Genomic DNA, 13,216 nt, shown 5'->3' on the forward strand with positions numbered 1-13,216 from the left:
CAAGAACAACAGAGTTGATGACGCAAGTGGAGGGGCTGGAGGAGTTTCGAGAGGCAAAGAGCGGTTGTCATGCTCTCCTTGCCTCTCCAACTTGAAACGAGGTTTGCTGCCACAAAGGCAGATGAAAGGCGCCTCGGCGCCGTGACACAGGAGACCTGATATGAAACTGCTACGAGTTGGCGCCAAGGGTGCCGAACGTCCCGCCATCCTCCACACCGATGGCAGCTATCGCGATATTTCCTCGGTCGTTGAAGACATCGCCGGTGACGTGCTTTCCGAGGCTGGCCTGGCGAAGATCGCGGCTGCCGATATCGACAGCCTGCCGGTGCTGCCGGCCGATTCCCGCATCGGCGCCTGCGTCGGCAAGGTCGGCAAGTTCATCTGCATCGGCCTCAACTATGCCGATCACGCCGCCGAGACGGGTGCTGCGATCCCCGAGGAGCCGATCATCTTCATGAAGGCGACCAGCGCGATCGTCGGCCCGAACGACGATGTCCGCATTCCCCGCAATTCGAAGAAGAGCGACTGGGAAGTCGAACTCGGCGTCGTCATCGGCAAGGAAGCCCGTTATGTCGACGAGGCCGACGCCATGGATTACGTCGCCGGCTATTGCGTCGTCAACGACATGTCCGAGCGCGAATTCCAGATCGAGCGTTCCGGCCAGTGGGTCAAGGGCAAGAGCGCCGACACCTTCGGCCCGATCGGGCCTTATCTCGTCACCCGCGACGAGGTTGCCGATCCGCAGGACCTTGCCATGTGGTTGGAAGTCGATGGCCATCGCTACCAGGACGGTTCGACCAGGACGATGATCTTCGGCGTCCAGCACATCGTCAGCTACCTGTCGCAGTTCATGAGCCTGCAGCCGGGCGACATCATCTCCACCGGCACCCCGCCCGGCGTCGGCATGGGCCAGAAGCCGGAGCCGGTCTATCTGAAGGAAGGCCAGACCATGCGGCTTGGCATCGAGGGCCTTGGTGAACAGACCCAGAAAACGATCGCCTGGAACGCGTAAGCATTCTTGCGCGCTCTCGGGCGCGGAATATCGCGAGGCGATGCGGCAAGCTGCGCGCGATCCTTTCCTGGAGGATGCGTCGTGAGCGGTGCGCCGGTCGAGGTCGCCTTCGCGGACGGGGTTGAGCTGGCGAGCGACGCGTCGAGCTTCACGACCGGGACGATTTATATCGTTGATGGCGGTTACACGCTGTGGTGTTCGAACCGGCTGTCTGTTCGCAGCTTCCTGCGAACAGACGCGGTTTTCCGTGATGACCTATGCAAAGGCAGATGATCGAACGCGAATTCGACCATTCAAACCTGAAGGGCGCTAACCCGGACTAGGCGACCCAAGGCTTGCGCGATCAGGTGATTCGCTGAATGCTTGCGGCGATCTCGTCGGGCTCGAACACTTTTTTCCAGTCGTCGCGCATCAGGGCCGGCTTGCCGAATTCGATCGCCTTGTTGCAGGCGTCGGAGAACTGCCCGCCCTTGACCTCGTCGAAGATAACGGCGCCGAGAATGTTCATGTGGCCGAGCAGGAAGTCGCGGGCGCAATCATAGCTGACGCCGCGGGCGACCACCTCGTCCATGGCCTCGCGCATGACGACCAGCAGCGAGGCGCAGACGGTTTCCGAAAGGCCGGGCTCCAGAAGCGCCATCTGCTCCACGGTCACGCGGTAGGTGCGGGCCACCGGCGCGTAGATCGCCTTCGCGATGGCATCGCCCAGCGCATAATGTTCTTCCGGACCCTGCATCAGCGCGTTGACGACGCCCTGTTCTGCGGCAACGCCGCCGAAATGGTCGTTGCGGCCGGCCTCTGTCGCCTCATTGTTGAAGATTGGCGGATGGCAGGGATGGGAGACGAAATAGGTGATGTCGTCCCGTTCCGGCAGGTGGCCGGCAAAGGGCGCCGCCGCATCAAGAATCACGACCATGGTGCCCGGCGCGAGGTCCTTGACGAACCCCGCCGCCACCTTGCCGATGACCGTATCCGGCACGGCGAGGATGATGACATCCGCGCCGGCAAGCCCGGTCGCAGCGTCCACGGCGTCAATGCCCACTTCCGATTTCAGCCGTGCCTTGCCCACGTCGCTGACCTCAATATGGCGCACCTCGAAATCGGTTTTCGCCAGATTGCGTGACAGGCGGACGCCCATTTTACCGCCAGCGCCGAACAATGCGACTTTCGTCATTTTTCAGTCTACCTCCCATGGAGTCATGTCTTGTTTATCTGGTATGATCAGATAATATGTAGGTGATAATGTCAATCGATGATTGAGCCAAATTTTGCAAGCAGGAGCGCATGACGGCATGACAGGCAGCGCGAGACCCAGACTGGCCTGGTTTGGGGATGATTTCACAGGCTCGGCGGCCGTCATGGAGGTACTGGCATTCGCCGGACTGAACGCCGTCCTGTTTTCCGATGTGCCGAGCCCTGCGCTCGCGAAACGCTTCGCCAGCGCCGATGCGCTCGGCATCGCCTCCACCGCCCGCAGCCATGGGCCGGGCTGGATGTCGGCCAATCTGCCGGGTCCGCTTGCCTGGCTCGATGCCACCGGCGCGGAGATCCTGCACTACAAGGTCTGCTCGACCTTCGATTCCTCGCCGACCGCCGGCAATATCGGCCGCGCCATCGAGATCGCGCTCGAAATCCGCGATTCTGAGGCCGTGCCGCTGGTGACGGCGGCCCCGCAGATGCGCCGCTACCAGTCTTTCGGTCATCTCTATGCTGGGATATTCGAAGGCGTCTTCCGTCTCGACCGTCACCCGGTCATGGCCCGCCATCCGGTGACGCCGATGGACGAGGCCGACCTGCTGCGCCACCTCGCCCGCCAGACAGACCTTCGCTCCGCGCTGATCGATCTGGAGGCGCTGTGGTCCGGCTCCGCACACCGCGCGCTCGATGAAGCGATTGCCGCCGGCGCGCGGATCATCTCGCTCGACGATATGGACCCCGTCAGCGAACTGGCCGTCGGTCGGCTGATCTGGGAAAACCGTGTTCGACTTCGTCTGGCGGTCGGCTCACAAGGTCTCGAATACGCGCTTGTCCGGCACTGGCAGGAGACCGGCGAAATCGCCCCGCCGCCGCCCCCGGAAAGCGCCGGGCCTTTGGCGCAGATCGCCGCGATCTCCGGCTCGGTCTCGCCGAGCACTGCCCGCCAGATCGCCTGGTCGGCGGAGAACGGGTTTGAAATCATCGGTTTCGATGCGGCAAGCGTGGTCGGCGATGAAGCCGGCGTCGAAGCCGAAATCACGCGCGCGACGACAGCCGCCTTGCGCGCGCTTGAAACCGGGGCCAGCGTTCTGGTGACATCCGCCGCCGGCCCCGACGACCCGCGCGTTGCCGCCTTCAGGGCAGCGCTTTCGGCATCATCGCTCGATTTCGAAACCGCCAATGCCCGGATCGGCAAGGCGCTCGGCCGCGTTCTCGACCGGGTCCTGCAGCAATCCGGTCTGCGCCGCGCCGTCATTTCCGGCGGCGATACGTCTGGCCACGGCATGCGCGCGCTCGGCATCGAGGCGCTCACGGCGCTTGCCCCGACGATCCCCGGCGCAGCGCTCTGCCTCGGCCACAGCGAGGGCCGTCATGACGGGCTCCAGATCGCGCTGAAGGGCGGACAGATGGGCTCGGAAGACTTCTTCGGCTGGATTCGCGAGGGCGGCGGGCCGCGCTGATCAGAGCCCTTCAGCTCTTCATCTGAAACACGTCGCGGGTGCGCTCGAGATGATGGCGCATTTCCTCGATCGCGCCGTCCACGTCATGATCGGCGATGTGATCGACGATCTTGTCGTGTTCGGCCAGCGTCAGCTCCTCGCCGCCGGAGCGATGCAGCAGGCTGACGTGATATTCGAACAACCAGCCGAGCATGGCATCGGAGACCGAGACGATGATCGGGTTATCGGTGAGCGCGGCAATCTTGCGGTGGAACTTCATGTCCGTGCCGATAAACGCGGTCGCATCGCCGAGCTGGCTGCGCTGCAGCGCCACGAGTTCGCGAAGCTCGGCGATATCGGCATCTGTCGCCTTTTCGGCCGCCACCCGCACCATGCCGAGCTCGAACATCTGGCGGGCATGCTTGAGGTGGTCGAGATTGGCGGGCGCGGCACTCAGCACCAGCCGGGCAAGCTCGTCGGACTGGGTCAGGATCGTCGCCGGGTTGATCTCCTTCACCCGCGAGCGCTCGCCGTGATTGATGGTGATCAGGCCGCTGTTGTGCAACGATTGCAGCGCTTCACGCACCGCCGGCCGGCCCACGCCGAAGCGTTCCATCAGGGCGCGCTCGGACGGCATGTAGTCGCCCGGCTTCAACTCGCCGCTGCGGATCATGTCGTGCATCCGTTCCAGCACCTGGTCTGATAGCTTGCGGCGAACGATCCTGTCGCCTGCCTGTGCCCTGTTCATCGCGCCCTGCTCTCCGGTGTTGTCGCTGCCGTCCTTTTAGAAAGATAGTTCTTCCGCCGCAATTAGTTGAGTCCCGTCACGGTCAGCTTTGCCCTTATACCCAGCTCTGCCGCCGCCGTGACCGAAATCGCTTCAGCGCCAGTCGAAAGGCTGCAATCCGTCAAGCATCCGATCGGTGAGGTTGGCCGTGAATTCATGACCGTCTTCGAAGGCAAGCCGTGCCAGACCACCCTTGATTGTCGCGGCGATCACCTTTTTTCCTGCGCATCCGGCAAGCGCTTCCAGCACCCATGCCAGCGGCGAGGGCGTGCCATCCTCGCGCAAAAGCCCGCGTGGGCCGTAAAGTGCGGCCGGCGTCCAGACCGCGACATCGAAGGGCGAAAGCGCGGTCGCGAGCCCCAGCGCATAGGCCGCACCGAAGGCGGCGAAATGGCGGGGATCGAAATCGGCCATGCAGACCCGGCCCTGTTCCGGATTGGGAATGGTGCGCGCGCCATAAGGGTTCTGCCGCATGGCGATCGTCGCGGGCCCGATGCGATAGGCGCGGTCGCCGATGATCGCCCTTGCCGAGCGGGCAATGTGCGGGATGGTCTCCAGCGTCTTAAGCACGGAGATATCGTCGGCCGCGTGCACGATGGGACACAGGCCGTGGCTGACGAAAGCAAGGTGTTGCAGCGGCGGACGCTTGCGGTTCAGCTCCGGAAAGAAGCTCGCCATGCCACCGCCACGTAGAATGTCGGGAAAGGCTTCGGCCGCCACCGCATGGATCTCGTCCAGCGGCGGGCAGGGCGGCCACTCGGAGCCCGGCGGGGTCGACTGGCGATCGACGGACGGGCACACGAAAACCGAGGCCGGAACCAGCCCCGATGTGGCTACGACGGCCGCGTGGGCAGCGAGTTCATCTGCCGGACTTTCACCGGCGGCGAAACGGCAGATCAGCTCTAGATCATAGGCAGGCTCCGGCAGCGCGGCCTGAAGCGCGGCAAAGGCCGCGATCTGTGGACCGGCCGGTTCGGCCGCGGCATCGACATGGCAGAGCAGCCGCTGCGGGCTGACGATATCGAAATCCTCGGGGTTGGCGGCAAGCCGCAGCGCATCGCTCGCCGTCAGCACCAGCGCCATTTCGGGAAAACGGGCGGTCCGGTGATCGGGATCGGGAGCCGGCGCAACGGCTGCTGCATCCGCCTTCCACGTGATCTCGACGGATTGCGACAGGGTTTCGCCATCGCCGATCTCATAGGGCCATGGCAATGCCAGCGGGCGGTTATAGGTCTTGAACGAGGCATCGCCCCATTGCCGCTGGTCCTCCATCTCGAAGACATCGCCGGAAAAGGCGGTGCGCACCGCAAAGCCGTTGGCGCGGTGTTCCAGCGCGGCGATGTCCATGAATGGCTGCCACGGTTCGATCAGCGCCGGAAAGGCCCCGTCCTCGACGCTGCCATCGGCATGGGTCACGCGGGCCGGCGCTCCGGCAACGCCCTTGATCGGGTGCAGGACGGTAAAGCCGGCGCGGTTGGTTTCGAAATTGCCGGTGGCGCGACCTTCGGCTTCAACCCTCAGACTGTCGCCGGCAAGTGTAATACGGACGGTGACGTCGAGCCGGGCATCGCCCGAGCGGAACACCATCGGGATTGTGAGACGAAGCGCATCATTCTGCTCGCGGCTGATCGTGCCAATCTCCGGCACGATCGTGCCCCAGTCGCGATCGCGCGCAAGGAAGGCGACCGAGCGGATGATTTCCGTTCCCCGAACGGCAAGGTGGCGGAGCGCGCCATCCTGCAGCGTCACCGCCACGTCGCCATGGCTCAGGCGCTCAAGCGGCGCCGGTTGCTGGCTGGTGCCATAAAGGGAAACGGGATCGCTCACAATTCCTCCAGCTTGACGGTCCGGCCCTCGGCCGCTGAAAGATAGGCGGCCTCCACCAGCGCGAAAGTGTTGAGATTGTCGGCGCCGGAGGTTTCGGGCACGCGGCCCTCGCCGAGGCAATCGACGAAATGCCGCTGGATGATCGCGACGCTTTCCTGGATGTTATGCCAGGGCCGTTCGGCCCAGGGCAGCACCGGCGGGGCAACGTCGCGGGTCTCGCTTTTGCCGCCGGCCTGGATCGTCAGCCGGTAGCCCACATCGAGCCGCAAGGTCCCCTGCGTACCGTCGATTTCCAGCAGCGTCTGCGGAAAGGTTTCCGGCTCGCGTTTTGTGGCATAGGAGCAGTCGACCACGCTGGTGACGCCGCCCTGATGGGCAAGCAGCATGGTGGCGACATCCTCGCCTTTGATCTTCGGATTGACCCGTTTGGTGCTGGCGGTGATGGCCGAAACCTCGCCGAACAGCGCCCGGGCGATATCGAGGATATGGATGCCGAGATCCGCGATGATGAAGCGCTTGCCCTCCGCGAGATAGGGCTGGCCGGCATAGACGTCGTAACCGGAGCGGAACGAGACGCGCCCGAAGAACGGCGTGCCGATCGCGCCGGATCGCAGCGTATCGATCGCCGCGCGCACCGCCGATTGCCAGCGGAAATTCTCATGCACCATCAGCACCTTGCCGGCGGCTTCAGTGGCAGCGACCATGGCGCGGGCATCCGTCATGTCCTCGGCGAACGGCTTCTGGCAGATGATATGGACGCCCGCCTTCGCGGCCGCCTCCACCAGCGGACGATGCGAGGGCGCGGTGGTGGCGATATCGACGAAATCGAAACCGCCATCGGCAAACATCGCGTTCGCATCGCTGTAGCGGCGTTCGATCCCGAACTGATCGCCGGCATCATTGAGCCGTCCGGCATCGCGGTCGCAGAGCGACACGATCTCGACGCCGTCGATATCGCGCCAGGCGTGAAGCTGATTGCGGGCAAAGAAACCGCAGCCGATGAGAGCGCCCTTCATGTAAAACCTCTTTTACTTGCCGACGGCGGCCTGCGCCTGCAGCGCGACCCGTGCCTGAACCCGCTGCTGGGCCTGATCGATGACCACGGCGGCGATGATGACCACGCCCTTGATCACGGTCTGCCAGAAGGCCGAGACGCCCATCATCACCAGCCCGTCGGAAAGCACGCCGATGACGAAGGCGCCGATGATGGTGCCGCCGATCCTGCCGCGCCCGCCCGACATCGAGGTGCCGCCGAGAACGGCCGCTGCAATCGCGTTTAGCTCGAAAGTATCGCCGGTTGCCGGATGGGCCGCAACAAGCTGGGAGGAAATAATGATGCCGACCAGCGCCGCGCAGAAGCCGGAGAACATGTAGACGAAATATTTGACATGGGTGACCTTCACCCCCGAAAGCCCGGCCGCGCGTTCATTGCCGCCAACGGCATAGATGAACCGGCCGAGCGGCGTGCGCTTGGCGATATAGGCGGCCAGCAATCCGACGGCGATCAGCATCCAGATCGAGACCGGAATGCCGAGGACGGAACCGGAGCCGATGAAGCGATAGCTCGCCGAGCCGTATTCGACGCTGCCGGTGAGGTTTGGAAAGGTCTCGCCGCCGCTCGACAGCATGGCAGCACCGCGCGCGATATAGAGCGTGCCGAGCGTGGCGATGAAGGGTGCGACATTGAGTTTTGTTATCAAAAACCCGTTCAGCGCCCCGATGGCGATGCCGACAAGAGCGACGATCAGGCAGATTTCCAGCGTGTTGAACTGCACCGTCCAGCCGATGCCGAGATCGAGGCCGTTCAGGAGCAGGTAGCCGGCCACCATGCCGCAAAGCCCGACGATCGAGCCAACGGATAGGTCGATGCCGCCGGAAATGATGACGAAGGTCATGCCGATCGCCAGAAACGCGTTGAGCGCCACATGTTTCGACATGATCACGAAATTCGCGGTCGACAGGAAGTTCGGCGCGAAGATGGAGAAGAAGACGAACACAAGGATCAGCGCGATGAAGGTTCTGGCCTTCATCAACATCAGCAATGCGCTGCTCTGGCCCTGGCCGACGCCGTTTGCGGTCATGTCAGTCATTATGCGGTCTTTCTGTTCAACTGATCGGCATCCGGGTTGTGACCCGCGGCCGATGCCTGGACGAGCTTGGTATCGGTTGCCTCGTCGCGATTGAATGTTCCGGTGATCCTGCCGTTCGACATCACGATGATCCGGTCGGAAAGGCTCAGCACCTCTTCCAGATCCGAGGTGACGAACACGATGCCGAGGCCTTCGGCGGCGAGCTGGCGCATGACGCGGAACACCTCGGCCTTGGCGCCGATATCGATGCCGCGAGAGGGCTCGTCCATCAGCAGCACCTTGGGGCCGGTCATCAGCGCCTTGGAGATCACCACCTTCTGCTGGTTGCCGCCCGAAAGCGACGAGACCGGGTTTTCCGGCGAGGCGATCTTGATCACCATGCGCTTGACGAATTCGGCCACGCGGTTTTTTTCGGCCTTGAGGTTCATGTGGAAGCCGCGGGTGACGGCGCCGAGCGAACTCAACGTCATGTTCTCGCGGATCGAGAGGATCTGCACCAGCCCGTCATGCTTGCGGTCTTCCGGGATCAGCGCCAGCCCGTGGGCAATGCGGTCGGAGACGCTGGGCTTGCCCATCTTCTTGCCGTTCACCCAGACCTCGCCGTCGGCCAGATGATGGCGGCCGATGATGGTTTCCAGAAGCTCGGTGCGGCCGGCGCCCATCAGCCCGTAAATGCCGAGGATCTCGCCCTGGCGCAGGCTGAAGGAAACACCGTCGACGACGAAGCCGCCGCCGGAATCCGGGAGCCGTATGTCCTCGACGCGCAGCGCCTCCTTGCCATAGGGATGTTCGATCTCCTTGGCGAAATCCTTCGAGCTCTCGCCGATCATGCTCCGCACGATCCAGGGCACGTCGACGCCCTCCATCGAACGTGCGCCGGTGATCGCGCCATCCCGAAGGACGGTGATGTAGTCGCCGACGCGGATCAGTTCGTCCATGCGGTGGGAGATATAGACCAGTCCGACGCCCTCGGCCTTCAGCTCGGCGATCACCTTGAACAGGATTTCCACTTCGGTCGCCGACAGCGCCGAGGTTGGCTCGTCGAGGATCAGGATCTTCGCCTTGCGGGCGAGCGACTTGGCGATCTCGACGATTTGCTGCTGGCCGACCTTGAGATCGCCAACCAGCGTGTCGGGATCGATATTGTGCTCGAGCCGCTTCATCAGCCTGCGGGTTTCCGCGCGCTGGCCCTCGGCATCGATATCGAAGCCGTATCGGGTCTTCTCATGCGCCATGAAGATGTTCTCGGCGACGGTGAGATTGGGGAACAGGTTGAGTTCCTGGAAGATCATGCCGATGCCGTGACGCTCGGCATCGTCGGTGGAGGTGAAGCTGACCTCCTCGCCATCCATCTCGATCCGGCCTTCGGTGAGCTGCTCGACGCCGGCGATCACCTTCATCATCGTCGACTTGCCGGCGCCGTTCTCGCCGACCAGCACGTTGACCGCGCCCATGCGCAGTTCGAAATCGACCGATTTCAGCGCCACCGTGCCCGGATAGATCTTGGTGCCGCCGATGATCCTGAGGCCGACCGGATGCTGCTCGGTCATGGCTTGACCTCGATGGCGGTGGGGACGATTTCCGGTTCCTCGTCCGGACTGCGCAGGGTGAACACGCCGGTGAAGGCAACGGTCTTGCCGACGACATCGCCCTCGGGAATGTCGAGCCCGGCATGGGCCTTCTCGTTCATCGCGCGGGCGAGCTTGGCGAACTCGATCTGGTCGCGGAAATCGGTAAAGGTGATGAAAGGCATGGCATCGCGCAGCGCCGTGCCGCGGATGATCGGGCCGATCTGCAGCGTGACATCGGGCTCGCCGTCGCCTGTCATATCGACCTGCATCCTGGCCGCGCGGCTGTCGAGCTTGGCCTCGGTCACCGTGCCTTCGCCTTCAACCACGAAATTCCAGGGATTGGCTTCGCCATCGGGCCTGAGGCCATATTCAGCGCCTGCGGAATCGACGCCGGCTGCAAGCGCCTGCTGCAGCGTTTCGTAATTGACGGTATTTTCCGCGATGACCGGCAAGACCTTGTCCGACCAGTTCTCGTCGGCATAGGCGGCCATCCGGGCCTCATCAGTCTGCGCCTCGGCCTGCTCGGCATCGGGCTTGTCGGTCGGCACCAGCTTGCAGCCGCCAAGAGGCAGCAGGAGCGCAAGGATCGCCGCCGACAGTTTCATCGCGTGCATGTCACACCCAGAATTTATTCAGGATTTCGGTGATGGCCGGGCCCGGCGCAATGCGCCGGACCCGCCTTGATCAGTTCGAAAGCGCGAATGTTTCGAGCTTGTCGGCGTTCTCGCCATTGATCAGGACGCAATCCATCAGCTGCTTTTCAGGCTGGCCGGTGGAGCCGGTCTTGATGTACTGGTCGGCCTGCTCGACGGCGAGCTGGGCCTGGCGGTAGGCCGGCTGCAGCACGGTCGCCTTGATGCCGCCCTTCATGATCGAATCGCGCACATCGTTGGAGCCGTCGAAGCCGACGACGATGACGTCGGTGCGGCCGGCGGCTTCAAGCGCGGCCCATGCGCCCATGGCCATGGTGTCGTTGCCGGAGATCACGCCCTTGATGTTCGGGTTGGCCTGGAGGATGGTTTCCATCTTCTCATAGGCCTCGGTCTGCGACCAGTTGGCCGACTGCTGGGCCACCATTTCAAGGTCCGGATACTGGTCGATGATGTCGTGATAGCCCGAGGAGCGGATGCCGGCATTGGTATCGGCTTCGCGGCCAAGCAGTTCGACATAGGGGCCTTCCTCGCCCATTAGCCTGACGAATTCCTCGGCGCCGAGCTGGGCGCCCTGATAGTTGTTGGAGACGATCTGGCTGACGGCGATGCCGCTTTCCTTGATCTCGCGGTCGATCAGGAAGGACGGGATGCCGGCATCCTTGGCGCGCTGCACCGGCGCGACCGAGGCATCGGCGCCGGCATTGTCGAGGATGATGGCGGATGCGCCGCGGGCGATCGCGGTATCGAACATTTCCGACTGCTTGTTCGGATCATCGTCATGGACCAGGATCAGCGTGTCATAGCCAAGCTCCTTGGCGCGCGCTTCGGCGCCCACGGCCTCAGCCTTGAAGAACGGGTTGTCGTGGCTTGGCGTTATGATCGCGATCAGGCCTTCGGCATGGGCAAAGGCGGGAAGGGCCGTCGACAAGGCGAAGGCCGCCAGAAACAGGCGTCTCTTGATATTCATAGGTTTTCTCCTCCATCAGTCCATCCCCCATGGATGGCTATCTCCCTGGATCGGACAAACCCTGTGGTATGATAAATCATTTGTCAACAGGTATGATGAGCATTACAGATGAAAACCTGTAAGCGGCCGTTTTCGGTGTTCGGGCCGGCGGAGCGTGATGGAGGAACACATGAACGAAGACTTTATCCGGGTTACCTATCGCATCGAATGCGCCGGTAGCATCGAGGCGATGGCCGCCAAGATCGCCTCAGACCAGTCGACCGGCACCTTCACGGAACTGCCGGGCGAGACCGATGCGGTGCGCAAGCGCTGCGCGGCCCGGGTCGAGACGATCGCGCCGCTCGCCGATAGCGAAACCCCCGGTTTTCCCGACAACGCCGGGGGAGGGCCATACCACCGCGCGGACGTGACGATCGCCTATCCGCTGGAGGCGATCGGCACCGATATCGCCGCGCTGATGACGATCGCGATCGGCGGCGTGTTTGCAGCGCGCGGACTGTCGGGCATCCGGGTCATGGATATCGATCTGCCTCAGGCGTGGTCCTGCCACCCCGGTCCGCAATTCGGCATTGCCGGATCGCGCCGGCTGATGGGGGTCGAGAGCGGCCCGATGATCGCCTCGATCATCAAGCCCTCGCTGGGGCTTACCCCGGAGGACACTGCTGCGGTGGTGAAGACGCTCTGCGAAGCCGGCGTCGATTTCATCAAGGACGACGAGAAGATGATGAACCCCGGCTACGCGCCGCTCACGGCGCGGGTCGATGCGATCATGCCGGTGATCCGCGACCATGCCGAGCGGACCGGAAAACTGGTCATGTACGCCTTCGGCATCTCGTCCGCCGACCCGGACACGATGATGGAAAACCACGACTATGTGGTGAAGAACGGCGGCAATGCCGCGGTCGTCAACATCAACTCGATCGGCCATGGCGGCATGTCGTTCCTGCGAAAGCGCTCCGCGCTTTGCCTGCACGCCCACCGCAATGGCTGGGATATCCTGACCCGGCATCCGGCGCTCGGCATGGAATTCAGGGCCTATCAGAAGATCTGGCGGCTGCTTGGAGTCGACCAGTTCCAGATCAACGGCATCCGCGCCAAATATTGGGAACCCGACGAAAGCTTCGTCAAATCCTTCCATGACGTGATGACGCCGATCTTCTCCAAGGATGACCGACCGCTGCCCGTGGTCTGCTCGGGACAGTGGGGCGGACAGGCGGTCGAGACCTATGAGCGCACCGGCCGCACGCTCGACCTGATGTATCTCGGCGGCGGCGGCATTCACGGTCATCCGGGCGGCCCGGCCGCCGGCGTGCGCGCCATCCGCCAGGCCTGGGAAGCGGCGGCGTCGGGACAATCACTGGAAGCCTATGCCGCCAGCCATCCGGACCTCGCCGCCTCGCTTGAAAAATGGGGCTAGAGCCCTTCAGGCTTAAATGGAATCCGTTCTGTTTGCCCAAACCGGTCATTCCACGCGAAGAAGTCCGCGCGGCATGGCCATAGCTATGGCGAAGGGCTTCGACAAAGTGGAGGGCCGGTTTGGGCAAACCCGCAAGGGCGGCATTCCATGATCTTCTGATCATGGAATGAACACGCCCGCGATTGAGTCGGTTCAGCGCGTCAAGCGCGCTGAACTGGGCGGCATGAATTTGCGCCATTACCGGCGGTCTTCGGCT

Annotated in this window: 12 protein-coding genes; 4 read left to right on the forward strand and 8 right to left on the reverse strand. The window is 63.3% G+C overall.

Going from position 1 to position 13,216, the window contains the following annotated elements; translation table 11 throughout:
- The first annotated feature begins 160 nt into the window (after nucleotides 1–160).
- Together B4E36_RS21195 and B4E36_RS21200 are read left to right on the forward strand one after the other, a co-directional pair.
- Nucleotides 161–1,012, forward strand: a complete 852-nt coding sequence (locus B4E36_RS21195; protein WP_345900792.1) for a fumarylacetoacetate hydrolase family protein — start codon at nucleotides 161–163, stop codon at nucleotides 1,010–1,012.
- An 81-nt stretch (nucleotides 1,013–1,093) separates the two neighbouring features.
- Nucleotides 1,094–1,285, forward strand: coding sequence for a hypothetical protein (locus B4E36_RS21200; protein WP_018064051.1), 192 nt, complete (start codon nucleotides 1,094–1,096; stop codon nucleotides 1,283–1,285).
- Nucleotides 1,286–1,355: 70 nt separating this feature from the next.
- On the opposite strand, the gene B4E36_RS21205 is transcribed toward B4E36_RS21200, so the two are convergent.
- A complete protein-coding gene (locus B4E36_RS21205) occupies nucleotides 1,356–2,186 on the reverse strand; it encodes a phosphogluconate dehydrogenase C-terminal domain-containing protein (RefSeq protein WP_345900793.1) in 831 nt (276 codons plus the stop codon).
- Nucleotides 2,187–2,304: 118 nt separating this feature from the next.
- Between B4E36_RS21205 and B4E36_RS21210 the strand changes: the two genes are divergently transcribed.
- On the forward strand, nucleotides 2,305–3,669 hold the full coding sequence (locus B4E36_RS21210) for a four-carbon acid sugar kinase family protein (protein WP_345900794.1): 1,365 nt from the start codon (nucleotides 2,305–2,307) through the stop codon (nucleotides 3,667–3,669).
- 10 nt (nucleotides 3,670–3,679) lie between these two features.
- On the opposite strand, the gene nanR is transcribed toward B4E36_RS21210, so the two are convergent.
- From nanR to B4E36_RS21245, 7 genes are all read right to left on the reverse strand, one after another.
- On the reverse strand, nucleotides 3,680–4,396 hold the full coding sequence (nanR, locus tag B4E36_RS21215; protein WP_345900795.1) for a transcriptional regulator NanR: 717 nt from the start codon (nucleotides 4,394–4,396) through the stop codon (nucleotides 3,680–3,682).
- A 132-nt stretch (nucleotides 4,397–4,528) separates the two neighbouring features.
- Complete coding sequence (locus tag B4E36_RS21220; protein ID WP_292058363.1) at nucleotides 4,529–6,262, reverse strand: hypothetical protein; 1,734 nt, start codon at nucleotides 6,260–6,262, stop codon at nucleotides 4,529–4,531.
- Entirely contained in the window at nucleotides 6,259–7,278 is a 1,020-nt protein-coding gene (locus B4E36_RS21225; protein WP_292058365.1) for a Gfo/Idh/MocA family protein, read from the reverse strand. The genes B4E36_RS21220 and B4E36_RS21225 overlap by 4 nt, the downstream gene beginning before the upstream one ends.
- A gap of 12 nt (nucleotides 7,279–7,290) precedes the next feature.
- Entirely contained in the window at nucleotides 7,291–8,352 is a 1,062-nt protein-coding gene (locus tag B4E36_RS21230; RefSeq protein WP_345900796.1) for an ABC transporter permease, read from the reverse strand.
- Nucleotides 8,352–9,902, reverse strand: a complete 1,551-nt coding sequence (locus tag B4E36_RS21235; protein WP_292058370.1) for a sugar ABC transporter ATP-binding protein — start codon at nucleotides 9,900–9,902, stop codon at nucleotides 8,352–8,354. Before B4E36_RS21235 ends, B4E36_RS21230 begins: the two co-directional genes overlap by 1 nt.
- Nucleotides 9,899–10,537 (reverse strand): DUF2291 family protein, encoded by a 639-nt coding sequence (locus B4E36_RS21240; protein ID WP_292058374.1) that lies wholly within the window; start codon nucleotides 10,535–10,537, stop codon nucleotides 9,899–9,901. Before B4E36_RS21240 ends, B4E36_RS21235 begins: the two co-directional genes overlap by 4 nt.
- 70 nt (nucleotides 10,538–10,607) lie before the next feature.
- Complete coding sequence (locus tag B4E36_RS21245; RefSeq protein WP_292058376.1) at nucleotides 10,608–11,543, reverse strand: D-ribose ABC transporter substrate-binding protein; 936 nt, start codon at nucleotides 11,541–11,543, stop codon at nucleotides 10,608–10,610.
- Nucleotides 11,544–11,712: 169 nt separating this feature from the next.
- Between B4E36_RS21245 and oiaX the strand changes: the two genes are divergently transcribed.
- A complete protein-coding gene (oiaX, locus tag B4E36_RS21250) occupies nucleotides 11,713–12,960 on the forward strand; it encodes a 3-oxo-isoapionate-4-phosphate decarboxylase OiaX (RefSeq protein ID WP_292058377.1) in 1,248 nt (415 codons plus the stop codon).
- Nucleotides 12,961–13,216: the final 256 nt, after the last annotated feature.

The sequence above is a fragment of the Martelella sp. UBA3392 genome (genome assembly GCF_002358775.1).
Lineage (GTDB): Bacteria > Pseudomonadota > Alphaproteobacteria > Rhizobiales > Rhizobiaceae > Martelella > Martelella mediterranea.